Below are 22899 nucleotides of genomic sequence, written 5' to 3'. Positions count from 1 at the left end.
GGGGAAACCCGCCTGGCGCTTTTTTTTTGTGGAAAAAATTCCGCACAGAAATAATTATCCATTAAGCAATCAGTTGATTTAAAATATTTACCCTTTGCAATTTTTTGGACCGATCATGTTGAAACGCCTGCTGACAGCCCTGCTGTGCCTGACCCTCACCGGCCTGACGGCTGCCGCCCCTGCCGAAGAGAAGGCTGCCGCAACGGAAATGACGGCCGAGCAATTCCTTGCCCAGTTGCACCTGCAGCGCGGCAAGATCACCTTGCCAGGCGGTATCGCCACCCTGGATTTGCCCGCCAGCTTCCGTTATTTGTCGCCGGCGGACGCCGAGCGCGTGCTGGTCGAGGCCTGGGGCAATCCACCGGGCATGGAATCGCTGGGCATGATCGTGCCCGCCAAGACCAGCGTGCTCGAGCGTGATAGCTGGGGCGTGGTGGTGACGTATGAAAAGGAAGGGCATATCAAGGATGACGATGCGGACAGCATCAAATACGATGAATTGCTCAAGGATATGCAGGCATCCGTGCTGGAAAACAATGCGGAGCGCAAGAAGCAGGGTTACCCAGGCATCCATCTGATGGGCTGGGCGGAAAAACCCAGCTATGCCAAGGATACGCACAAGCTGTACTGGGCCAAGGATTTGATGGTCGATGGCGGCGAGCATTCGCTGAACTACAATGTGCGCGTGCTGGGCCGCGAAGGCGTGCTGAACCTGAACGCGATCGCCAGCATGCAGCAGATCGCGACGATCAAACAGGAAATGCAGCAAGTGACGGCGTTCACGGAATTTACCGACGGTAACCGCTACACGGATTTCGACAGCAAGACGGACAAGGTGGCCGAGTATGGCCTGGCGGCGCTGGTGGCCGGTGGCGTAGCCAGCAAGCTGGGCCTGTTTGGCAAATTGCTGGCGCTGCTGCTGGCTTTCAAGAAAGTGCTGCTCCTGGCCGTCGTGGGCGGCGGTGCGGCCATCGTCAAATTTTTCACTGGCAAGCGCAAGGAGAAGCCGGCGCCGATACAGCCGCAGGAGTCCGTTGAACAGCCAGCGCATTTACCGGACGGCAAGGTCAACCTGGACAAGTAAAAGCAACTGGGCCGCTCGGTGCGCTGACGCACACGGGCGCGCTGTCCGAAAACAGCGCCTCGGGTACACTGGCTCATCGTTCACTATCAGGAGTCCGCCATGTCCGTGTCCATGTATCAGGCAACCATTCCCGTCTTCATCCGCGGCTTGCGGGTCGTCTCGTCCCTGCTGGAAAAAGCGCAAGCCCACGTAGAGGAAGATGGCATCGTGCCCGAGATTTTGCTGGGCGCGCAGCTGGCGCCCGACATGCTGGATTTGACGGCGCAGGTGCAGCGCGCCAGCGATACGTCGAAGATGTCGGTCGAGCGCCTGAGCGGCGTGCCGGCGCCGAAGTTCGAGGATAATGAAGCGTCCTTCGAGCAGCTGCAGGAACGCATCGCCAGCACCATCGCCTACATCGACAGCGTGAATGCGGGCCAGATGGCGGGCAGTGCGCAGAAGGAAGTCGTGCTGAACTGGACCGACGAAGGGACAAAATTCTCGGGCGATAATTACCTGCTCAGTTTTGCCTTGCCGAACTTCTATTTCCACGTTTCCATGGTCCACGCCATCCTGAGAAACAATGGCGTGGCCGTGGGCAAGCTCGACTATCTGGGACCATACGACTGAAACTGCTTAGCGTTGCGGCTGTTGTTCCACCTGGTTCTGCACCGCATTGCCCAGCATGCCGCCGCCGATCACGCCGGCCACCGTCGCCAGCGCCTTGCCGCGGCCGCCACCGACCTGATTGCCGATCAAGCCGCCGATGACGGCGCCCGTACCGATGCCCACGTAGTTCGGTTGTGCTGGTGCCGGCGCAGGCACTGGCTGCGGCTGGCGCACGGGTTCGCGGTAGGCTGTGTCGCGGTAGCCATCGTTGTTGTCATTGTAGGCAGGGCGCGCTTGCGCCACTTGCGTGTGGTGCACGACGCGCTTGTGCACGACAGGCGCCGGGGCTGGTGCCGGGGCGGCTTGCGCGACGACAGGCGCGGCCACCGGTGCAGCCGCGGGCGCAGCCAGGGCGGCGGCGCTGGCCGGCGTCATGGCGGCCACGTCGGCCGGCACGGCCGGCACATTCGCCCGCGAATTGGGCAGGATGCCGGCGATGGACGCCGCGCCGACCAGGCACAGGACCGTCACGGAAATGGCGGCGCCGGCCATCAAAGGGTGGATGCGGCTGGCGGTAGTCGTCGTGTTCATGTGTTCTCCTGGGGTGGTACTGCGGGTGTTATTGATGTGTCCAGATTAGCGGCCTCGCCTGTCCAAGGCTAGCCCTTGCGCTGTATCAAACGTAAGCAGGTGTAAGCCGCGCTTTCCAAAGCACAGTAGAATCGGTGCTTCCCCTTTTCCGGAGTCCGCCATGAGCCAGCTATTCACGCCGTATGCCCTGGGACCGCTGCAGGTGGCCAACCGCATCGCCATCGCGCCCATGTGCCAGTACTCGGCTGACAATGGCAACGCCACCGACTGGCACATGATCCACCTGGGCCACCTTGCCCTGTCCGGCGCGGGCTTGCTGATGACGGAAGCGACGGCCGTCTCGCCCGAGGGACGCATCTCGGCCGAAGACCTGGGCCTGTGGTCGGACGCGAACCAGACTGCGCTGGCCAACGTGGTGCAGGCGATCCGCCGCCACTCGCCGATTCCTTTGGTGGTGCAACTGGGCCATGCGGGACGCAAGGCGTCGAGCCGCGCGCCCTGGCAGGGTGGTTCCTGCGTGCACCTGGCCGAGGGCGGCTGGCAAACGGTGGCGCCGTCCGCCATCGCCCATGCACCGGGCGAAACCGTGCCGATCGCCCTGGACGAGATGGGCTTGCTGCAAGTGAAGGGCGCCTTTGTCGCGGCCGCCCAGCGCGTGCATGCGCTCGGCATCGAAGGCATCGAACTGCATGCGGCGCACGGCTATCTGCTGCACCAGTTCTTGTCTCCCCTGTCCAACCAGCGTACGGATGCGTATGGCGGCAGCCTGGAAAACCGCATGCGTTTTCCGCTGGAAGTTGTTGAAGCCGTGCGCGCCGCCGTGCCTGACTCGGTGGCCGTGGGCGTGCGCATTTCCGCCACCGACTGGGTCGCAGGCGGCTGGGAAATCGAGCAAAGCGTGCGTTTCGCGCAGGAACTCAAGCAGCTGGGCGCCGACTTCATCCACGTCTCCAGCGGGGGCATTTCGCCGCAGCAGCAAATTCCCGTGGGACCCGGCTATCAGGTGGCGTTTGCCGAACGCATCAAGCGCGACAGCGGTTTGCCCACCATCAGCGTGGGCCTGATCACGGAAGCGCAGCAGGCGGAGGACATCATCGTCAACGGCCAGTCCGACATGGTGGCGCTGGCGCGCGCCATCCTGTTCGACCCGCGCTGGCCCTGGCATGCGGCGGCCCAGCTGGGTGCGCAAGTGCAGGCGCCGCCGCAGTACTGGCGTTCGCAGCCGCGTGAATTCAAGAACCTGTTCGGCGACACGACGTTGGGGCAGCGCTAAGGGAACGGCTCTGCTACACTGACGCTTCTTTCCCATTTCTCCAGGACGCTTCGACATGCGCCATTGATACTGCCGTGCTGTGCACGGCCTCGCCCATCCCGCCACAGCGCATAGCGCCGCGCGGGTTCGCCAGCCTTGCTCAAGGAGTATCCATGCCCGCATTACTACAACTCGACCGTCTGTCCTTTGTGCTGCCCGATGGCCGCACCCTGTTTTTCGATTTGCAATTTAGCTTCGCCCCGCAACGTATCGGCCTCGTCGGCGATAACGGCGTGGGCAAGAGTGTGCTGGCGCGCCTGCTGGCGGGCCAGGCGCAGCCGTCTTCCGGCGCCGTGCGCTGCGACGGCCGCGTGCATTACGTGGCGCAGGAGCTCGATCCTGAGCGCTATCCCACCGTGGCGGCGCTCGCCGGCATGGACGACTTGCTGGCCGCGCTGGCGCGCATCGTCGAAGGCAGCGTCGATGAAGCCGACTATGCGCTCGTGGGAGAGCGCTGGGATGCCCACACCCGTTTGCGCCAGGCGCTCGATGCGCTCGATTTGCGCCATGTCGATGCCGCTACGCCAACGGCCAGCCTGAGCGGCGGCGAGCGCCAGCGCATCGCTCTGCAGGGCGCCTGGCTGTCGCAGGCGGACTGGCTGGTGCTCGATGAACCGAGCAACCATCTCGACGTACAGCAGCGCGCTCGCCTGGTGGCGCAGATGGCGCGCTGGCCGGGCGGCTTGCTGCTGGTCAGCCATGACCGCGGCTTGCTCGAGCACGTCGATGCAATCGTCGAGCTGTCTAGCCAGGGCTTGCGCAGCTATGGAGGCAATTACGCGATGTATGCACAGCAGCGCGCGCTGGAACAGGCCGGTTTTGCTGCCGCCCTGCAGGCGGAAAAGGCGGACGCCAGACGCGAACAGCGCGACGCGCAGCAGCAAGCCGAACGCCAGCAGAAACGGGTGGTGCGTGGTGAGCGCGAGGGGCGCGAAGGCAACCAAAGCAAGCTGCTGCTCGACGCACGCAAGGAGAAAAGCCAGGATAGCCAAGGCAAGTTGCGCCTGCGCGCGCAAGAGGCGCAGCAGGCGCGCCAGCAACGGGTGATGGACGCCAGCGCCCGCTGCGCGCCCGAGGCTGAACGGCTGTTGCTGGCGCCCGACAGCGCCGTGCCGAACGGCAAGCTGATCCTGGAACTGCGCGACGTGGTCTTGCCCTATGGCCAGGCGCAGCCTGTGAGCCTGGTCATCAGCGGCCCGCGCCGCCTGGCCGTGACGGGCAATAATGGCAGCGGCAAGTCGACCCTGCTGCGCGTGATCGCCGGACAGCTGGCGCCCGCCAGCGGCGAGGTGCTGTGCCATGCGCGGGTGGCCTGGCTGGACCAGCATGCCGGACTGCAAGACGGCGAATGGAGCGCCGTGCAGCGCTTGCAGGAACGCAATAGCACGATGGCGGAAGGGGACTTGCGCACGCGGCTGGCGCTGCTGGGCATTGCCGGCGCGCGCGCCACCATGCCCACCCACTTACTCAGCGGTGGCGAGCGCATGAAGGTGGCGCTGGCGGCCGAGTTGTATGCGCAGGCGCCGCCGCAACTGTTGCTGTTAGACGAACCCGACAATCATCTGGACCTGGCCAGCCTGCAGGCGCTGGAGCAGATGCTGCTGCAATATCGGGGCGCGTTACTTGTGGTTTCGCACGACCAGGCATTTCTGGATGCGATAAACCTTGACCCCGAGGGCTTGACATTGCACAAGTGACAATTTAATGAAAAAAGTCACGCTCGATGCCTGTAGAGCATGCTTCATGAACTGATGCTGAATTTTGTTTGATTGTCGGTATAATCCACTGAATAACCGGGCCTATTTGTGAACTAAAACTGCTGGTTCACCAATATGATGACGTTTAATCTGGCACTGTTGTCGGTCACTACCGCGCTGCCAGGGCGTCATCCTCCGTGCCCTGCCGTGCATGAATTCTGGTTTCGCTTATATTGTTTTCTTGGAGAAATAGCATGTCGTTTTACGAAAAACTCAAGGCCCTCAACATTGAACTGCCAGTCGTTGCCGCGCCAGCTGCCGCCTACGTGATGCATGCGCGCACGGGCAATACCGTCTTCCTGTCCGGCCACCTGGCCAAGAAGGATGGCAAGGTCTGGGTTGGTCAACTGGGCAAGGATGTCACGACGGAAGAAGGCAAGATCGCCGCGCGCGGCATCGCCATCGAACTGATCGCCACCCTGCAAGACGCGTGCGGCGGCGACTTGAACAAGGTCAAGCGCATCGTCAAGGTCATGAGCCTGGTCAATTCCACCTCCGAATTCACGGAACAGCACCTGGTGACCAATGGCGCCTCGGAACTGTTCGTCGAAGTCTTCGGCGACAGCGGCAAGCACGCGCGCTCCGCCTTCGGCGTGGCGCAAATCCCGCTGGGCGCTTGCGTCGAGATCGAGCTGATCGCTGAACTGGCCTGACGCAGTAGCCTGACCACATGAGCATGCCGGCGCTTGCCGCCGGCGCGCCTTTTCCTCCTTTCCAGCAAGAGCGGAACCGCCATTGGGGTGGAGGGATCGGTGTATTCAAGAAAAAAACGGAGACACGTAATGAAAACGAGTGAACAAGGCTTGCACCGCGGCCTGGGCGAGCGGCAGATCCGCCTGATGGCGCTGGGCGCCGCGATTGGCGTGGGCCTGTTTTTGGGTTCCGGCAACGCCATCAAGATGGCCGGTCCCGGCATCATGCTGTCGTACATCATCGGTGGCGCGGTCATCTTCATGATCATGCGCGCACTGGGCGAAATGGCCGTGCACAATCCCGTGGCCGGCTCCTTCAGCCGCTATGCCCAGGATTATCTGGGTCCCCTGCAAGGCTATCTGACGGGCTGGAACTACTGGTTCCTGTGGCTGGTCACCTGCGTGGCGGAAATTACCGCCGTCGCCATCTACATGGGCATCTGGTTCCCCGACACGCCGCGCTGGATCTGGGCCCTGGCGGCCTTGGGTTCCATGGGCGCGATCAATCTGCTGGCCGTGAAAGCCTACGGCGAGTTCGAGTTCTGGTTCGCCCTGATCAAGGTCGTCACCATCATCCTGATGATCATCGGCGGCACGGGCATGATCGTCTTCGGTCTGGGCAACGATGGCGTGGCCATCGGTATCTCGAACCTGTGGACGCATGGCGGCTTCTTCCCGAATGGCGCGCAGGGCGTGCTGATGTCGCTGCAGATGGTGATGTTTGCCTACCTGGGCGTGGAAATGATCGGCCTCACGGCTGGCGAAGCGGCCAACCCGAAGAAATCGATTCCCGACGCCATCAATTCCGTGTTCTGGCGCATTTTGATTTTCTATGTCGGCGCCTTGTTCGTCATCCTGTCGATATACCCATGGAATGAAATCGGCACCACCGGCAGCCCCTTCGTCATGACGTTCGAACGCCTGGGCATCAAGACGGCCGCCGGCATCATCAACTTCGTCGTGCTGACGGCAGCCTTGTCGTCGTGCAATGGCGGTATCTTCAGCACGGGCCGCATGCTGTACAACCTGGCGCTGCAAGGCCAGGCGCCGAAAGCGTTTGCGGAAACGACGGCCAGCGGCGTACCGCGCCGCGCCATCCTCGTGTCCGTCTTCGCGCTGCTGCTGGGCGTGCTGCTGAACTACCTGGTGCCGGAAAAAGTGTTTATCTGGGTCACCTCGATTTCCACCTTCGGCGCCGTCTGGACCTGGGGCGTGATCCTCGTCACGCAGATCCAGTTCCGCAAGACCTTGACGCCGCTGGGAATCAAGAACCTGGCCTTCCGCATGCCGTTCGCACCGTATGGCTCCTGGATTTCGCTCGCTTTCCTGGCGCTGGTGATCGGCCTGATGGCGTATTTCCCCGATACGCGCATCGCCCTGATGGTGGGACCGGCCTGGCTGATCCTGCTGACGGTGCTGTACTACGTGCTGGGCCTGGCGCCGAAAGAGGGCCGCGACGACGTGCCGCAAGGCTACGAGGCAGGCTGGTCGCCGGCCGATGCGCCGCACGGCAAGAAGTAATTCAGCTGAACTGAGCTGAACCAGAAGCGCGCCCCTGCCCTGCAGCGGCGCGCTTTTTCTTTCATCTCGGCAATCTCAGGCTCCGCTAGCGCCTATGCGCATTACGCGGCGCACGCCTGGCGTTGTTTCCATGCATCAAAGTTCTGTTTGGCTGTGCCGGTGAAAGCCCTATAATCGCTTAGTTTTGAAAATGGACGCGATCTTTCCGGTTTTTTGCCAGGTAGGGCCGGAGCGCTATTTGTTTTTACCCGTCATACGAATATGTGTGCCTCATAAAGGAATATTAGTGAGCCAAACCCTGGTCCAGAAAATTTGCCGCACCAAGCCGATCGATACCACGGTCGAATATGGTGAAGGCCTCAGCAGCAGTGGCTTGAGCCGATCCATCGGCCTGTTTTCCCTCACCATGATTGGCGTCGGCGCCACCATCGGCACGGGCATTTTCTTTACCATGGTCGAAGCCGTGCCCAAGGCGGGTCCTTCGGTCGTCCTGTCTTTCCTGATCGCCGCCATCACGGCCGGCCTGACGGCCTTGTGCTATGCGGAGCTGTCGTTCCGCATCCCCGCCTCCGGCTCCTCGTATTCGTTTGCCTACGCCACCGTCGGTGAGTTTCTTGCCTTCATCATGGCCGCCTGTCTGCTGCTCGAATACGGGTTGGCGGGCAGTGCCGTGGCCATCGGCTGGTCGTCCTACCTGAACAATTTCCTGGAAAATGCGTTTGGCTGGCATATTCCCGAGATGCTGCGCACGCCGATGATCGTTTCCGGCCCGCATGGCATGGAGTTTCATGCCGGCCACATCAACCTGCCGCCGATCTTTTTGATCTGCATGTGCGGTTTCCTGCTGTTGCGCGGCGCCAAGGAATCGGCGCTGATGAACGCCATCATGGTCATCATCAAGCTGTCCATCCTCGTATTCTTCATTGCCATTGCCTTTTCCGGTTTCAACGCCGACAACTTCGTGCCGTTCTTCAATACCGACAATAGCAAGGGCTTTGCCGGCATGACGGGCGTGACGGCCGCGGCCGGCACCGTCTTCTTCTCCTTCATCGGCCTCGATACGGTGGCGACGGCGGGCGACGAAGTGAAAGACCCCAAGCGCAATGTGCCGCGCGGCATCCTGTATGGCTTGCTGATCGTCACCGTATTCTATTTGCTGGTGGCCGTGGCCGCCCTCGGTGCGCAACAGGCCAAGCTGTTCGAAGGCCAGGAAGCGGGCCTGGCGGTGATCCTGCAAAACGTGACGGGCAAGACCTGGCCCGCGCTGGTGCTGTCGGCCGGCGCCGTCATTTCCGTCTTCAGCGTGACCCTGGTGACGATCTATGGCCAGACGCGCATCCTGTTTGCCGTCAGCCGCGACGGCCTGATCCCGAAATCGTTCCAGAAGATCCACCCGCGCACCCTGGTGCCGGTCAGCAATACCATCATCGTTTGCCTCGTCGTGGCCGTGGTGGCGGGTTCCATCGATGCGACTTACCTGTGGGACATGGTCAGCATCGGCACCCTGACGGCTTTCATGGTGGTGTCGATCGCCGTGCCCGTGCTGCGCCACAAGCAGGGCGCGAACCGCATCGAAGGCTTCAGCGTGCCGTTCGGCCCGTATGTGATCCCCGGCCTGAGCGTACTCGCTTGCCTGTACATCATGCGCGATTTGCCGCATACGACGTTTGTCGTGTTTAGTATCTGGATGACGGTGACGGTGGCCATTTACTTCCTGTACAGCATGCGGCATTCGCACCTGGGCAAGAAGGCCCGCTAATGCAGTCTGTTCCATCCAAAACCGCCGCGCTTGCCGGCGGTTTTTTTTATTTCTAACCGGAATTTACATGATGAAAATAACTGATCTGGCCGCCTGCGGCTTGCTGGCAAGCAGCCTTCTGGGCACCACGGTACAGGCCGCCGCTGCAACCGGGCCGGCATTGCGCGATTACCGCGCTGTGGCCCTGTCGGCCAATGGCCAGCGCATCGCTGCCATCGAATCGAACAAGGCCGGCGAGCAAGCGCAGCGCCCGCACGCTGCCATCGTCGTGCGCGACGCCGCCAACGGCGCCATCGTGCAGCAATTCGATCCGTGTGCCATGTGTTCCTACGACAAGCCCAGCTGGTCGCCAGATGGCAAACAGCTGGCCTTCATCGGCTACGACGCCAAGGCGGGCACGGCGCAGCTGTACCTGGCCACCCTGTCGCAAACGCCAGTCCGAACGTTGACCAGCATCAAGGGCGTGGCCAGCACGGCGCTCTGGTCGCCGGACGGCAAGCAACTGGCCTTGCTGGCCACGGTCGGCGCGCGCAAGCTGGCCGGCGCCGTGGAGGCGGGCGCGCGCCAGGTGGGTGAAGTGGGCAGCGAAGACGACGCCCAGCGCATCGCCGTCGTGCCTGCCAGCGGCGGCGAGCTGCGCTTGCTGTCGCCAAACGACACCTATGTGTATGAATACAGCTGGACGCCCGATGGCCGCGGCTTTGTCGCCACCAGCGCGCAGGGCAATGGCGACAGCAACTGGTGGGTCGCCAAACTCAGCCATATCGATGCGGCCACGGGCGCCCTGCGCGTGATCGCGTCGCCGGCCATGCAGCTGAACCTGCCTTCGGTCTCGCCCGATGGCAAGACGGTGGTCTTCATCGGCGGCCTGATGAGCGATTTCGGCTCCATCGGCGGCGATATCTATACGGTGCCGCTGGCTGGCGGCACGCCGCGCAATCTCACACAAGACTATCGCGGCACCTTCAATGGCGTCGTCTGGCGCGGCGCCCGTTTGCTGGCAACGGCCCTGATCGATTCGCAGCTGGCGCTGGTACCCGTCGATGCGCAAACGGGTCCGGCCCAGCCCGTGCTGCTCGGAGAAATCAGCAGCAGCGGCAGCGATGGCCGTCTGTCGTTCAGCGCCGATGGCTTGCAAGCGGCCGCCGCACAGGAAGATTTTACGCACGCTTCCTACCTGGTGGCCGGGCCGGTGGCCCAGCTGAAAAAGATCACGCGCGACAATGACGGCTTTGCGCCGCAGCTGACGGTGCAAAACGTGGGCTGGAACAACGAGCAATACAAGGTGCAGGGCTGGCTGCTGGGGCCGTTGAAGACGGACGCCGGCAAGCGTTACCCGATGGTCGTCAACGTGCATGGCGGCCCGGGTGCGGCAGCTTCGCCCCGTTACGTGGGCGCGGGCACCCTGATCCACGAATTGACGCAAAAAGGCTATTTCGTCTTCCTGCCCAATCCGCGCGGCAGCTTTGGCCAGGGCCAGGCTTTTACGCGTGCCAACATGGCGGACTTTGGCGGCGGCGACTGGCGCGACATTCTTGCCGGCATCGACGCCGTGCAAAAAGTGGCGCCCGTCGATGGCGAGCGCCTGGGCCTGATCGGCCATTCATATGGCGGCTTCATGACCATGTGGGGCGTCACGCACAGCGACCGCTTCAAGGCGGCCGTGGCGGGCGCGGGCGTGTCGAACTGGATCAGCTATTACGGCCAGAACGGCATCAACCAGTGGATGATCCCGTTCTTTGGCGCCTCCGCCTATGACGATCCGGCCGTCTACCGCAAGGCTTCGCCGATCGAATCGATCAAGGCGGCCAAGACGCCAACCCTGATCTACGTGGGCGAGCGCGACGTGGAAACGCCGGCCGCCCAGTCGCTGGAATTCTGGCATGGCTTGCGCGCCATGGGCGTGCCGTCCAGCCTGTTCATCTACGACGGCGAAGGCCATTCCTTCCGCAAGCCCGAGCACCAGCGCGACTTGCAGAAGCGCACCGTCGGCTGGTTTGAGCGCTACCTCAAGTAGCTCGCTTATACATCCAGGCGCAGCTGCAAGCCCGTTGCCGTGTACGTTGGCGTCACCTTGAAACCATCGGCGGTGATGCTGTCGAACTTGCCTTTCAGGCTGGCGGCCTGCAGCACGGTCAGGGTGTCGCCGGCGGCCGGCTTGTAGCCGTTCTGGAACGTCACCTTCAGGCTGCCGCCCGCCACCGTCATCTGGCCCGCCACGCTCAGGCGGCCTTGCTGTCCGCTGCCCAGCTTCAATTCCAGATTGCCGGTGGCCAGCTGCGTGTACTTGCCGGCCAGCGCCAGGCCGGACGGTGCATTGCCGACCAGGGTGCCGCCGCTGACATACACGTCGCCCTTGCCGAAGGCCGTGGCCGATAAGCCTTCCAGGCGGCCCCCTTCCAGCTGCGTGCCGCCGCTCCAGCTATTGTTGCCGCCCAGCTTCAGGGTGCCCGTGCCTTGCTTGTTCAGCTTGCCCGTGCCGCCGATGTCGTTGCGCCAGCGGTCGACGGCGTAGAAGCCGCCCTTGGCCGCATCCATGCTGATGACGACATTGCCCATGAAGACGGCATAGCCGTCGGCGGCGGCAAACAGGTTCAAGCGGCCCCAGCCTTCAGCATCGTCCATCACCGGGTAGCCCGATGGCAAGGCCGTTGTTTTCAGCACCACGCGGCGCTGCGCGTCGGACAGATACGGCAAACGCGTTTCCAGCAGCACTTCCGCGCCTTTCGGCACGACGGCCGGCGCATTGGCGGCGCCCATCTGCGCGAAACCGAAGGTCAGGCGGCGGATATAGGCGGCCTTGGTGCTGGCGTAGTCCGAAAAGCGGTCGTTGGCGCTGCTGTCCGAATGGGCGTAGTCGTAGAAAGTGTCGGCCGTGGTGCCGGTTTTCGCCATCAGGGTCGTGTGCGCCTGCGTTACGGCGGCGGCCTTGGTGGCGGCCGTGGCCGGGTCGAGCAGGTTGGCGGCGACGATGGCTTGCGCCTGCACGCGGCCGCTGATCACGTCGAGCGGCGAATGCATGCCGGCGATGATGCGGTTTTCACCGAGTTCCAGGCCCCGCGCCACCATTTCCTGGTAGCGCTCGGGCAAGGCATATGCCATGCCCAGTGCACCGCGCACGGCTTCGGCCGAATGGCCGCTGGTAAAGCCGCCATCGGTGGCGGGCGTGGCGCTCCTGGCCGGCAGCAGGGCCGGGATCACGGCTACGTTGCTGCTCCAGCGGAAGGGGCGCGCATATTTGTAGAAGCGCTTGGCCGGTTCCGTCGAGCCATTGTTGCCCATGGCGTTGACGAGGCCCACCACATTGCCGAACTCGGCATTGGCGCTGCCCGCCACGCCCGTGTTGCTGCCGCTGTCGTTGTAGAGTTTGCTTGTCGCATCCGGCGCAATGTCTGTGATGCTGGTGGTCTGGCGCGCCGCGCTGCGCCAGGCGTCCGTCAGCGGACCCATGCCGTCGGTGATGCTGTAGCCCTTGCCGCGGCGGTCATCGAGGTAGGCGGCCAGTTCCTGCGCCGGCGTGCGGCTGGTCGTGGCCTTGACGACGAAATCGATGTTCGCATTGTGCACGCTGGTATTGACGATGGTGCCGCCCGGCGTGCCATCGTTGGGCACGCCCGTCCAGGCGGAAGGCACGACCGCAGGGAAGCCGTCCACGGCCGGCGCCGAGACGCCGGCATCGACGATTTCCGTCAATGGTTTCCAGATGTCGAGCATGCCGGCCAGTACGCGCACGCCCGCATTCGTGGCGGCTGTGGCGTAGCGCGCGTCGCCGCGCTGATTGCTGGCGATATTGTCGACAAAGGGGATGGCCGTGGCCGATGGCGGCGCCGTGTCGGGCGCACCCTGGTCGGCGGGCGCGGCGGGAATGACGAGCGCTGCTTCCTGGTGGTCGGAACCGCCGCAGGCGGCAAGGGCGAGGGCGGCGCTGATGGCCAGCGCCAGCGGCAGGCGCCGGCTCAGGGGAAATGCGTGCATGGATGACCTTGGCTGGAAGTGGAAAAACCATGGCAGCATAGAGAGGCCAGATGACCTCCTGATGACACCACTTGCGCCAGGGCGCTCCCAAAAAATTATCTTGGGGCCACGATATGCACGATCGCCGCGCTATGCACCACGATCTTGTCGGCATCGGCCTGCAACAGGCGGATGCGTCTTTTGACCAGCGGCCAGCCCGACCAGTCCACTTCGCTCACGGGCGGTGCGGCAGGGGCCGCCAGCGGGGCGCTGATGGCGGCTTTGTTGTCGAGCTGATCGAGCGCGCGCGACAGGGTCAGGCACACTTGCGTATGGCTGTGGCCAAGCAGGGCGTTGACGGGTGCGACGGGCAGCTGGCTGGCATGGCGGCCCAGGATCGAGCGCAGCGCCGCCACGTGGGCGACCAGCAAGTAATTTTGCACGATGAACAGGTTGATGTCTTCCACGGCCCGCTGCTTGCTGGCCGGTTCGTCGAGCATGCGCACCAGCGCCGAGCTGAGCGCGGCCAGGCTGTCCATCAAGCGCTTGCGCTCGATGCGGTAGGCGAAGTCATCGAAACATTTCCCTTGCAGCAGCGCGAAGCTGGCCTGCATATAGCTGAGGTTCACGTTCAGTACCTGGCGTACGAGGCGCGGCAGGCTCTGGTATTCCCAGTTGGCCAGCACGAAGCTGAATACGGTGGCCACTGCCGCGCCGATCAGGGTGTCGATCAGGCGCTCGCTGACGAGGTTCGGGTTGCTGGGCGCTACCAAATGCATTTGCAGCAAAATCATCAGGCTCACGGCAATGGCCGTGTAGCGGTAGCGCAAATAGATGAAGGTGGGCGTGGCCACGATGGAGAGGAACAGGATGGCCATCAGCACGATATTGCTGTGTACGAAACGGATCACGATGGCCGTGACCACGCAGCCGATGATGGTGCCGATGATGCGGTCGGCGCGGCGCTGGCGCGTCATGCTGAACGTGGGGCGCAGGATGATGACGATGGTGAGCACGATCCAGTAGCTGTGCGCCGCATACGGCAGCCAGTGGCCGATCAGCAAGCCAACGGAAATGGCCATCGACACGCGCAGGGCGAAGCGGAATACGGGCGAGTCCAGGCGCAGGTTGGCCAGCAGGGTCTTCAGCTCGTATTTCTGCTGCGACAGGAATGGTGCCATGTCCGCGCCGCTCCAGAACGGCACGTTGTCATACACTTTCTGGCTGGCCAGGTGCAGCTCGGCGATCATTTTCAGAATGGCGCGGATCTTGTTGCGCTGCGCGCGCAAGGTCGCCAGCGCTTCCTGCGCACTGTCCCCCTTTGCCTGCAGGCGGGCAATTTCCGCTTCGATGTCGGCCCATTCCTTGTCATAGCTGATCTGCGCATACGAAGCGCGCTTGCGCGTGACGGCGTAAGCGACGGATTCGATGTCGCGCGCCGCTTTATAGGCCAGGTCGTGCAGGGATTTCAGCACGTCGGAGTCGGCCAGGTGCTGGCGCAGCAGCGCGTAATCCGTGTGCGTCGAGAGTATCAGTTCATACAGATCGAGCATGCAGACGTGCACCTGCACGACGATGGCATCCTTGCTGTTCTTGTGGCTGCGCAGAATCAAATCGCGCGACGCCTGCTGGCGGTCGGCCAGGATGCTTTGATGGCGTACCAGCTTGTTGAACTGTTCCGTCAGATTGAAACGCGTGTCGTAGAAATCGGCCTTGATGTCGATGTAGGCGGCCAGTTCGAACAGGGCTTCGGCCAGCACTTGCTGCTTGATGCGGTGGCGCAAGACCCAGGCGATGGCCATGGCATAGGCCAGATAGATCAAGCCGCCCAGCATGAACAGGCCCGCGTGGTGGAACGATTGCTGCCACGTCATCTGATGCTCCATCGACATGGTCATGATGAACAGGGCGGCCAGTTGCAAGGGCATGGATTTCTTGCCGTACACCACCATCATGCTGGCGAGAAAACTGACGAGCACGAGCACCATCATCAACAGCCACTGCACGGGCCCGCACAGGCTGATCAATAAGGTCACGGCGCTGCACAGCAGCACGGAAGCGAGCATTTCGTTGAACTTGTGGCGAAGCGGGCTGGGCATGTCCATCAGGGTCGTGCACAGGGCGCCGATGCACACGGTCATGGCCGTGGCGCTGTCGCTGATTTCCTGGGTCAGCAAGGCCAGGCCGACCAGGCCGATGGCCACGCGCAAGCCCAGGTAAAAATAATGGCTGTAAATAAAGGTGCGCAGGTTCAGTGCGTAGTGCATGGGATTACCTTGTGGGCAGGGCACAGAAAGAGGCGCCGCACCGGGGTCTCCGATGCGGCGCCAAGATGTTGCAGTCGCTACAGCCCCGAGTTACATCAGGGCGATCACAGGATAACGCCGCCATTCCGGCTCGGCAAAGCGCTGGCAGTGTGCAAAAATGAAGTCGAGCACGGCTTCCTGATTGCTCAGCAAGGCCGGGTTGGCCGCTTTCCACTCGGAAAATTTTGCCGCCAGCGCCGGCTCGTCGCGCAGCAATTCGGATGCCATGTCCTCGAATACGTAGTCGGAAAACGCTTCTTTCTTCTCCAGCACGCTGTTGAAGAAGCCCCAGCGGAAGAAGCTGTCGTGCGCCTGCGGCTCCAGCGTTTCCACGGCGTAGCGCGCGTTGTCCTGCTCCAAGGACACGACATAATCGCCCGCTTGCACGGTGAACTGGCCCGTGCGCGCTTCCAGTTCCACCGTGTCGTGGAACATGTGGCCTTCGTAGGCAGTGGCGCGCGTACCGACGCTGGTGATGTGGTAGTAGCGCGCCGTTAGCGTCTGTTCGGCGGTGATGCGGCTCATTTCGACGCCGTTCCAGCGCAGGCGCTCGATGACTTCGCGCCACGCTTGCGGCACGACATAGGCTTTTGGCGCGGCCACGGTGACGTCCGCATCGAAGCGGTTGTAATACTTGATATCGCGTTCCCACGGCTGCGAGCGGTCGTACGACAGGCGCTGGTAGTCGCCGAGGATACTTGGCGTGTATTGCGCCGCATAGCCCTTGAAGGGGAAGGTCGACGGCTGTTCTTCGTTCATGGTCCAGTGGATGGGCCACTCGGCTTGCGTGCGTCCCGCCGCCTTGGCTTGCGCGCGCAATTGCTTGATCTGTTCGCCATGTTTGACCGTGAACGCCATCGTGATGTCGAGCAGGGCGCGCATGGAAGCGTAGCGGTCGGCAAACGGTTTCAACATGTGCGTTTCCGGCATGAAACCGATGACGTGGTGCAAGGCCGCAAAGCCGGTCGAGAAACGCGGTACTTCGAGGAACTCGGCGATGCCGTGGTCGGGGCTGTCCTTGACGGGGTTCACATACGGGCAGGTGGGCCAGCCGGCCTGTTCCATCTGCGCAAAGATGTGCGGCAGCATGGTGTCTTGCAGGAAGGGGCCGAGGCCATTGCCCAGCTTGTCCGTCTGCGTGTGGATCAGGGTCATCGTGTACGGGTAGTCGGCGCCGTTCGACGTGTGCGTGTCGACCATCACGTCCGGGTCCCAGCTGGCCAGCAGGCGGTTGAACACTTGCGCGTTCAGGCTGTCGCACTTGATGAAATCGCGGTTCAAGTCCAGGTGGCGGCTATTGCCGCGGAAACCGAATTGCTCCGGGCCATCCTGGTTCACGCGCGACGTGTTGGCGCGGTTCAGGCTGCCATCGACGTTGTAGATCGGAATGAACAGCAGCACGGTGCTGCCCAGCGCCGCCAGGCGTTCCGGCTGCGTGCACAGGTCGCGCACGATGGCCATGCAGGCGTCGATGCCTTCCGGTTCGCCCGGGTGGATGCCGTTGTTGTTGAAGAACACGGTGCGGCCCGCGCGCTTGATCTGTTCACGGTCGAACACGCCGTCCGCGCTGACGACGCCAGCATGGATGGGCACGCCCGAGTCGGACAGTCCGATCTGTTCGAAATGCAGCACTTGCGGATAGCGTGCGGCGAGATCTTGATAGAAGGTGATGCATTCCAGCCAGGTCGTGGTCTGGTTGTGGTTACCGAGTTCGTAGGTCGTGCGCAAGTCTGGTGGCATAGCGGTCTGAGTCTGGGAGGGGGAAGGCACGCTGGGTAAGCACGCCCGCTAGGGGCCAATTGTAGCACCGGCGTTGGCGCCTTGAGGCGCGGCAGAGGGGGCGGGCCGCACTTGTGTTATGAATACGTTTCACGCGCGAGGGAGACGGCATGGCGAAGACGGTGACTGCGACGGCGATGGCGGCGCTGCTGTGGTGGACTTGCCTGGCGGCACAGGCGGCGCCATTGCGCTTGCCAGCGGGCAAGGGACCGGTGGCGCAGGGCGGCTCCGTCACGGCCGCCGCGCAGGGTGCGCTGATACGCTACCGAGGCTGGCTGCTGGCCGTCGATGGGGCCGTATCGGAGCAGCGGCCCGACGTCGTACTGGCGTCGGCGCAGGCGGGCCACGCGCCGCAGCTGCAGGCCGGGGCCACGCAGCGCCCCTTGCCCCTGTGGTCAGCCTTCGAGCTCGTCAAGGGTAGCGCGCGCCTGCGCATCACGGCGCTGCCGGGGCCCGATGAGCTTCCCGCGCTGCTGCTGGACTTTGGCGATGGCGACTACCGCATCGTGATACCCGCCGCCCCCATCGCGCGGCAAGCCTATCCGCTGCTGGCGCCGCGTTTTCCCGGTGCCGACCTGGCTTTGCTGCTGCACGATGGCCGGCGGGTGATGCTGCCCTTGGGAAATGGCCGTGCGCAGGTGTTTGGCGAGGAACAAGCCGTGCCGTACCGCTTTACCAAGGTAAAACGCTAGGCGAAAAAAAGCCACTCCCGCAGGAGTGGCTCAGGCTAAAGCGCCCGTTGCCGGGTTATTGCTTCTTGTTATTCAGCGCCCATTTCTTTCAGCAGGTTGTCTGCGTGGTCGATGTGTTTCATGTTCCACAGCATGTAGCGCAGGTCAACCTGGATCGAACGGGTGTTGGCCTTGTTGTAGTCCCAATCGGAAATGATCGAGTCCAGGGTGCCATCGAAGGCTAGGCCGATGAATTCGCCTTTGGCGTTCAGGGCAGCGGAACCGGAGTTGCCGCCGGTGATGTCCAGGGTCGCCAGGTAGTCGACCGGTACGGTTTTCAGCTTCGGATCGACGAATTTACCGAAGTCCTTGGCTTTGATCGCGGCCAGTTGGTTTGCCGGAGCATTGAACTCGCCCTGGCCCGTGGCTTTGGCGGCGACGCCATTGACGGTGGTGAAGGCAGACCAGGTGGTGCCGTCGGCGCCATGGTCGCGGCCGGCTACTTTGCCGAACGTCACGCGCAGGGTGCTGTTGGCGTCAGGATAGACGGCTTGGCCCTTGCTCTTCATGAAGGCGATTTTTGCTTTCATGTAGTTGGCGTACGCTTGCTGGATCTTGCCTGCCAGTTCTTCATCTTCCGCTTCGTTTTTCAGCGAATCCGGATACATGGCGACGGCGGCCTGGATGAAGCTGTCCTTGCTGGCCTGAAATTCAGCTGGCGTGCGTTTCAGCCATGCTGCGCGCTCGGCCTTGTCGGCCAGCTTGCTGCCGGCATACAGTTTGTCCAGAGCGGCGGACAGGTCGGCTGGCGACATGCCATCCTTGATGCCGATGGCGGCGTCGAAGCTGGCGCGGCGTTGTGCCGCCGGTTGCGCGGCGTATTTGGTCAGGCTGTTCAGTACCAGCGCCTTGTCGACTTTTTCATCGTAGGTGCGCTCGACCGAAGTGATGCCCGCTTCCAGGCGTGGCAAGTCGCGCGTCTGGTAGCCGGACTTGCGTTCCGTATCGGCCTTGGTGCCTTCGTTGGACAGGCGGTACAGGCTGCGAGCCGTGTTCAGCAGGCGTGGTTGTGCGTAGCTGAGGAAGAAATCGCGCTTGGTGTCGGCATCGCGCTCGGCGATCAGCTTTTCCACTTGCTCGATGTCGCCGGCAAATTCGGCCTTGCGTGCCGGCGTGGCGTTGACCCAGGTCTTCAGGGCTTCGTGTTCCGCCGTCTTGCGCGCCAGGAAGTCGCTGCCGGCGTACGAGTCCAGCATGCCTTGGCGGTTCTTGTAGTAATTGTTTACGCCGGCAACTTGACCCGCGTATTTCAGGGCAACATCCTTGTTGTCCTTGGTTTCGCGCGCGATGATGGCCAGGGTTTCGCCCGACGCTTTCACGAAGGCCGGGTAGTTCCAGTCAAACGTGTACGCCACTTCCGATGGCAGGCGGTGACGGTTGGTGCGGCCAGGGTAGCCCAGGACCATCACGAAATCGCCTTCTTTCAAGCCATCCTTGGCCAGTTTCAGCACGTGTTTTGGCTGGTACGGCACGTTGTCCTTGCTGAAGTCGGCAGCTTTGCCGTCCTTGCTGACATAGGCGCGGTAGAAACCGTAGTCGCCCGTGTGGCGTGGCCACATCCAGTTGTCGGTGTCGCCGCCGAATTTACCGACGCCCGCTGGAGGCGCGTGCACGAGGCGCACGTCGCGGATTTCCAGTTGCTTGATCAGGTAGAACTCGAGGCCGCCGTAGTAGGCGGACACGGTGCAGCGGAAACCCGCTTCTTTTTCGCATTCGGCGACCAGTTTCTTCTGGTTTTTCTCGATCGCGTCGATGCGTGCCTTGCCTTGCAGCTTGGCCACGTCGGCGGTGATGATCTTGTCGCTGACATTCGTTACGGCCGAGGTGACGAAGATGCGGCTGCCTGGGGACGCTGGCAATTCTTCAGCGAACGTCTTGGCCAGGAAACCGTTGGCCAGCAAATCGCGCTCTTTGGTCGAATTGACCGCCACGCTGTTGTAGACGCAATGGTGGTTGGTGGCAACCAGGCCTTGCGGCGAGACGAACGATGCCGAGCAGCCGCCCAGGCTGACGATGGCGCCCATCGGGAATTCGGTCAGTTTGGTCAGGTTGGTCGGATCAAGTTTCAGTCCGGCCGCTTTCAGTTCCTTGGCTACTTGTGGCAGCTGTTGGGGCATCCACATGCCTTCGTCGGCGTGTGCGAAGTTGCTCAGGATGGCGAGCGCGATGAGAGATTTTTTCATTCGAGTTCTGTTCTTTTACATTGTAGGGAAGTCGGAATCAGCGGAGTACCCGCTGATTGTGCAGCGGGCGACATAGAGTATCCGTATCGAACTCGCACTAGTCAATCACATTTTCCGGGCAGCATGCACGTATGTGCTTGCTGGAATGGCATTATTTTGAGTGGCGCAGGGGCGGGAACCGGCTGCCAGCGCGCATTTTTCCGTGCGGCGGCTGTGGTATTTGTACATACGTGTCCTGGCGGCAATGAAAAATGGCCGGGCGCTTGCGCGGCCCGGCCATGTGTTGCTGCGCTCTTTTTGACTGCTTAGCGTATTTTGCCGCGGCGCAAAAGATTCACGATGCCCAGCAGGATCACGGCGCCCAGGAACGAGACCAGCAACGAAGCCAGGCTGAAATTGTCGCTATTGATGGTGCCCGTGCCGAACAGCGGGGCCAGCAGCCAGCCGCCCAGGAAGGCGCCGACGATGCCGACGATGATATTGAGGAAGATGCCCTGTTGCGCATTGGTTTTCATGACCATGCTGGCCAGCCAGCCAATGACGCCGCCAATAACGATCCAGATAATGAAATTCATGTAGTCCTCCGCGCGATGGATAAGTAGGTGTGCCATGTCAGAACAACATCATGCCAATGGATAGTGATGCCGCACGATAGAAAAGTCCAGCGGATTCGCATGGCGCATGCAAAAGCCCGCCTGGCTGCGGGCAGCGAGGCGGGCTTGTCATGCGGCAAGGCCGTGTTTAATCGGCCTTGATCGCTTCTACCTGGATGGCCAGCTTGACCTCCGGCGAGAACGCCGGCATGCCGTAGTTCAGGCCAAAGTCGCTGCGCTTGAATTCCGCCGTGGCGTCGGCGCCGCACACTTCACGCTTGTAGCGCGGGTGCATGATGCACTTGAACTTGCTCACGTTCAGCTTGACGGGCTTGGTCACGCCCAGCAGGGTCAGTTCGCCATCGACTTCCACCAGCTGATCGCCGTTGAACTTGAGCGATTTGCTCTTGTAGGTGATTTCAGGGAATTTCTCGACGTTGAACATGTCCGCTTTTTTCGCGTGCGTATTCATGGCGTCAAGGCCGAAGTCGATCGAATCGGCATCGATGACGAGGTCCAGGCTACCCGTCTTGGCGGCGCGGTCCAGGGTGACCGTCCCCTTGGTCTTGTTGAACTTGCCGCGCCACACGGACATGCCCATGTGATCGGCTTCAAAGCTGGGGAAGGTATGCGTCGGGTCGAGGTTGTAGGTGTCGGTAGCGGCCATGGCCGAACCCGCGCCGGCGGCTGCCAGCACGGCGATCATCAAGTGCGAAAATTTCATGCAGATCCTATAGTTGAACAGGTTTTGGGGTTGTTTTTCATAACGCATGAAAAACGTTCAGGGCAAGGCGCCTTGCCGAAGGCAGTACGAATGTACGACGAGGCAAGAACAACGCAGCCATGGACGTTTTCTCAGGTGTTATTGAGCGGCAACGTGGAATTTGATGGTAACTTCATCCGCGACCATGCTCGTGTCTTTCCACTCGCCTTCGCCGATGTTGTAGGTCAGGCGCTTGATCGGCAGGGCGCCGTCGAACGCGTATTTGCCGCCGTCGGCTTTCACCGCCAGGGGGAAGGTCACGTCGCTGGTCTTGCCTTTGATGCTCAGCTTGCCCGTCACCGTCAGCTTGCCCGCGCCGGCCGCCTTGATGCTGCTCGAGACAAAGGTGGCTTTCGGGAACTGGGCCGAGTTGAACCATTCTTTCTTGGCCACTTCCTTGTTGTACTCGGGGTCGCCGATATCGATGCTGGCCGTCTCGATTTCCACCGACGCCTTCGAGGCGTCCGGCGCGGCCGGGTTGTAATCGATGGCGATATTGAATTTCTTGAACTTCGCTTCCACGGGCACGTTCATTTGCTTGAACACGGCCGACACGCTGGTCTTGGCGGGATCGACTTTCAGCAAGGTGGCGGCGGTGGCGGCCACGGACAGGCCCAGCAGGGAAGCGAGGACGATGCGTTGGGTGGTTTTCATCTTGTTTTTTTTTCCTGTAGTTTTTCAGTGAGCAAGGGGAAGTCGGTGCTACGGCAGCATGCGCTTGAGCACGCCATCGCGGTCGATGAACTGGTGCTTCAGCGCGGCCAGCACATGGGCGGCCACGGCGGCGGCCATCGTCATGTTCAGAACATAATGAATTTCTTTTAAAAGCGGCTTAAGTTCCGGGTTCGGCGCCATGATGACCGGCAACTGGAACAGGCCCAGGTAGACCACGGGCACGCCGGCGGCCAAGGTGTACAGGTAGCCGGAGACGGGCACGGCGAAGATCAGGATATACAGCAGCACGTGCATGGCGTCGGCCGCCTTCTTTTGCCAGGCAACCATGCTGGCCGGGTGCGGCGGCGGCACATTGGCCTTGCGCCACAGCAGGCGGATGGCGGCGATGGCCAGCACGGTCACGCCCAGCCATTTGTGCCAGGAGAAATATTTGAGCTTGGTGGGCGTCAGGCCGGGAATATCGACCATGACCAGGCCCATGACGAAGGCGCTGATGATCAGCAGGGCGGTCAGCCAGTGCAGGATGATGGCGGTGGTGGTGTAGCGTTGCATCGATGGCTTTCTTGAAAGTAGTACGTATTAGGACTAATTCGGCCTAATATACCAAAGAA

The 22899-nt window shown here is 62.1% G+C and carries 18 protein-coding genes; 9 read left to right on the top strand and 9 right to left on the bottom strand.

Going from position 1 to position 22899, the window contains the following annotated elements; genetic code table 11:
• The first annotated feature begins 115 nt into the window (after positions 1-115).
• Together KO538_RS09540 and KO538_RS09535 are read left to right on the top strand one after the other, a co-directional pair.
• Positions 116-1084, top strand: a complete 969-nt coding sequence (locus tag KO538_RS09540) for a DUF2167 domain-containing protein (protein ID WP_257620243.1) — start codon at positions 116-118, stop codon at positions 1082-1084.
• A 99-nt stretch (positions 1085-1183) separates the two neighbouring features.
• Positions 1184-1693 (top strand): DUF1993 family protein, encoded by a 510-nt coding sequence (locus tag KO538_RS09535; protein WP_219328115.1) that lies wholly within the window; start codon positions 1184-1186, stop codon positions 1691-1693.
• A gap of 6 nt (positions 1694-1699) precedes the next feature.
• Here the strand turns inward: KO538_RS09535 and KO538_RS09530 are convergent, their stop codons facing one another.
• On the bottom strand, positions 1700-2263 hold the full coding sequence (locus tag KO538_RS09530) for a glycine zipper 2TM domain-containing protein (protein WP_219328114.1): 564 nt from the start codon (positions 2261-2263) through the stop codon (positions 1700-1702).
• 160 nt (positions 2264-2423) lie between these two features.
• On the opposite strand from KO538_RS09530, the gene KO538_RS09525 reads away from it, so the two are divergent.
• The 6 genes from KO538_RS09525 (at position 2424) to KO538_RS09500 (ending at position 11321) form a co-directional block, all read left to right on the top strand.
• A complete protein-coding gene (locus tag KO538_RS09525) occupies positions 2424-3536 on the top strand; it encodes an NADH:flavin oxidoreductase/NADH oxidase (RefSeq protein WP_219328113.1) in 1113 nt (370 codons plus the stop codon).
• Positions 3537-3688: 152 nt separating this feature from the next.
• Positions 3689-5272 carry an ABC-F family ATP-binding cassette domain-containing protein gene (locus KO538_RS09520; protein ID WP_219328112.1) on the top strand — a complete coding sequence of 528 codons (1584 nt, stop codon included), beginning with the start codon at positions 3689-3691 and terminating at the stop codon, positions 5270-5272.
• A gap of 254 nt (positions 5273-5526) precedes the next feature.
• Positions 5527-5985 (top strand): RidA family protein, encoded by a 459-nt coding sequence (locus tag KO538_RS09515; RefSeq protein WP_034745569.1) that lies wholly within the window; start codon positions 5527-5529, stop codon positions 5983-5985.
• Between the two features lie 129 nt (positions 5986-6114).
• Positions 6115-7545 carry an amino acid permease gene (locus KO538_RS09510; RefSeq protein ID WP_219328111.1) on the top strand — a complete coding sequence of 477 codons (1431 nt, stop codon included), beginning with the start codon at positions 6115-6117 and terminating at the stop codon, positions 7543-7545.
• 286 nt (positions 7546-7831) lie between these two features.
• Positions 7832-9304 carry an amino acid permease gene (locus tag KO538_RS09505; protein WP_034745575.1) on the top strand — a complete coding sequence of 491 codons (1473 nt, stop codon included), beginning with the start codon at positions 7832-7834 and terminating at the stop codon, positions 9302-9304.
• 67 nt (positions 9305-9371) lie between these two features.
• Positions 9372-11321 (top strand): S9 family peptidase, encoded by a 1950-nt coding sequence (locus KO538_RS09500; RefSeq protein WP_257620242.1) that lies wholly within the window; start codon positions 9372-9374, stop codon positions 11319-11321.
• Between the two features lie 5 nt (positions 11322-11326).
• On the opposite strand, the gene KO538_RS09495 is transcribed toward KO538_RS09500, so the two are convergent.
• From KO538_RS09495 to KO538_RS09485, 3 genes are all read right to left on the bottom strand, one after another.
• Positions 11327-13279, bottom strand: coding sequence for a phosphatase PAP2 family protein (locus tag KO538_RS09495; protein ID WP_219328110.1), 1953 nt, complete (start codon positions 13277-13279; stop codon positions 11327-11329).
• 95 nt (positions 13280-13374) lie between these two features.
• Positions 13375-15525: an FUSC family membrane protein gene (locus tag KO538_RS09490; RefSeq protein ID WP_219328109.1), complete on the bottom strand. Its 2151-nt coding sequence runs from the start codon at positions 15523-15525 to the stop codon at positions 13375-13377.
• A 90-nt stretch (positions 15526-15615) separates the two neighbouring features.
• Positions 15616-17304, bottom strand: a complete 1689-nt coding sequence (locus KO538_RS09485; protein ID WP_219328108.1) for a M14 family zinc carboxypeptidase — start codon at positions 17302-17304, stop codon at positions 15616-15618.
• 149 nt (positions 17305-17453) lie between these two features.
• On the opposite strand from KO538_RS09485, the gene KO538_RS09480 reads away from it, so the two are divergent.
• Complete coding sequence (locus KO538_RS09480; RefSeq protein ID WP_219328107.1) at positions 17454-18035, top strand: hypothetical protein; 582 nt, start codon at positions 17454-17456, stop codon at positions 18033-18035.
• A 68-nt stretch (positions 18036-18103) separates the two neighbouring features.
• Here KO538_RS09480 and KO538_RS09475 read toward each other — a convergent pair whose 3' ends face one another.
• The 5 genes from KO538_RS09475 to KO538_RS09455 all read right to left on the bottom strand — a co-directional run bounded on the left by KO538_RS09475 (position 18104) and on the right by KO538_RS09455 (position 22840).
• Complete coding sequence (locus KO538_RS09475; RefSeq protein WP_034745584.1) at positions 18104-20257, bottom strand: S46 family peptidase; 2154 nt, start codon at positions 20255-20257, stop codon at positions 18104-18106.
• A 305-nt stretch (positions 20258-20562) separates the two neighbouring features.
• Positions 20563-20832 carry a GlsB/YeaQ/YmgE family stress response membrane protein gene (locus KO538_RS09470; protein ID WP_034745587.1) on the bottom strand — a complete coding sequence of 90 codons (270 nt, stop codon included), beginning with the start codon at positions 20830-20832 and terminating at the stop codon, positions 20563-20565.
• A gap of 166 nt (positions 20833-20998) precedes the next feature.
• Positions 20999-21574 carry a YceI family protein gene (locus KO538_RS09465; protein WP_034747598.1) on the bottom strand — a complete coding sequence of 192 codons (576 nt, stop codon included), beginning with the start codon at positions 21572-21574 and terminating at the stop codon, positions 20999-21001.
• Positions 21575-21712: 138 nt separating this feature from the next.
• Positions 21713-22267, bottom strand: a complete 555-nt coding sequence (locus tag KO538_RS09460) for a YceI family protein (protein ID WP_034745589.1) — start codon at positions 22265-22267, stop codon at positions 21713-21715.
• A gap of 48 nt (positions 22268-22315) precedes the next feature.
• Complete coding sequence (locus tag KO538_RS09455; protein WP_046684510.1) at positions 22316-22840, bottom strand: cytochrome b; 525 nt, start codon at positions 22838-22840, stop codon at positions 22316-22318.
• Positions 22841-22899: the final 59 nt, after the last annotated feature.

Source organism: Janthinobacterium sp. NKUCC08_JDC, from assembly GCF_019345575.1.
Lineage (GTDB): Bacteria > Pseudomonadota > Gammaproteobacteria > Burkholderiales > Burkholderiaceae_D > Janthinobacterium > Janthinobacterium aestuarii.
The sequence above is the reverse complement of the archived record's forward strand: the minus strand, read 5'-3'. Positions and strand labels throughout refer to the sequence as shown.

Bases quoted from the DNA above. Each gene is read 5' to 3' on its own strand.
- KO538_RS09540 (WP_257620243.1), top strand. From the start codon at position 116: ATGTTGAAACGCCTGCTGACAGCCCTGCTGTGCCTGACCCTCACCGGC.
- KO538_RS09535 (WP_219328115.1), top strand. From the start codon at position 1,184: ATGTCCGTGTCCATGTATCAGGCAACCATTCCCGTCTTCATCCGCGGC.
- KO538_RS09530 (WP_219328114.1), bottom strand. From the start codon at position 2,263: ATGAACACGACGACTACCGCCAGCCGCATCCACCCTTTGATGGCCGGC.
- KO538_RS09525 (WP_219328113.1), top strand. From the start codon at position 2,424: ATGAGCCAGCTATTCACGCCGTATGCCCTGGGACCGCTGCAGGTGGCC.
- KO538_RS09520 (WP_219328112.1), top strand. From the start codon at position 3,689: ATGCCCGCATTACTACAACTCGACCGTCTGTCCTTTGTGCTGCCCGAT.
- KO538_RS09515 (WP_034745569.1), top strand. From the start codon at position 5,527: ATGTCGTTTTACGAAAAACTCAAGGCCCTCAACATTGAACTGCCAGTC.
- KO538_RS09510 (WP_219328111.1), top strand. From the start codon at position 6,115: ATGAAAACGAGTGAACAAGGCTTGCACCGCGGCCTGGGCGAGCGGCAG.
- KO538_RS09500 (WP_257620242.1), top strand. From the start codon at position 9,372: ATGATGAAAATAACTGATCTGGCCGCCTGCGGCTTGCTGGCAAGCAGC.
- KO538_RS09495 (WP_219328110.1), bottom strand. From the start codon at position 13,279: ATGCACGCATTTCCCCTGAGCCGGCGCCTGCCGCTGGCGCTGGCCATC.
- KO538_RS09490 (WP_219328109.1), bottom strand. From the start codon at position 15,525: ATGCACTACGCACTGAACCTGCGCACCTTTATTTACAGCCATTATTTT.
- KO538_RS09485 (WP_219328108.1), bottom strand. From the start codon at position 17,304: ATGCCACCAGACTTGCGCACGACCTACGAACTCGGTAACCACAACCAG.
- KO538_RS09480 (WP_219328107.1), top strand. From the start codon at position 17,454: ATGGCGAAGACGGTGACTGCGACGGCGATGGCGGCGCTGCTGTGGTGG.
- KO538_RS09475 (WP_034745584.1), bottom strand. From the start codon at position 20,257: ATGAAAAAATCTCTCATCGCGCTCGCCATCCTGAGCAACTTCGCACAC.
- KO538_RS09470 (WP_034745587.1), bottom strand. From the start codon at position 20,832: ATGAATTTCATTATCTGGATCGTTATTGGCGGCGTCATTGGCTGGCTG.
- KO538_RS09465 (WP_034747598.1), bottom strand. From the start codon at position 21,574: ATGAAATTTTCGCACTTGATGATCGCCGTGCTGGCAGCCGCCGGCGCG.
- KO538_RS09460 (WP_034745589.1), bottom strand. From the start codon at position 22,267: ATGAAAACCACCCAACGCATCGTCCTCGCTTCCCTGCTGGGCCTGTCC.
- KO538_RS09455 (WP_046684510.1), bottom strand. From the start codon at position 22,840: ATGCAACGCTACACCACCACCGCCATCATCCTGCACTGGCTGACCGCC.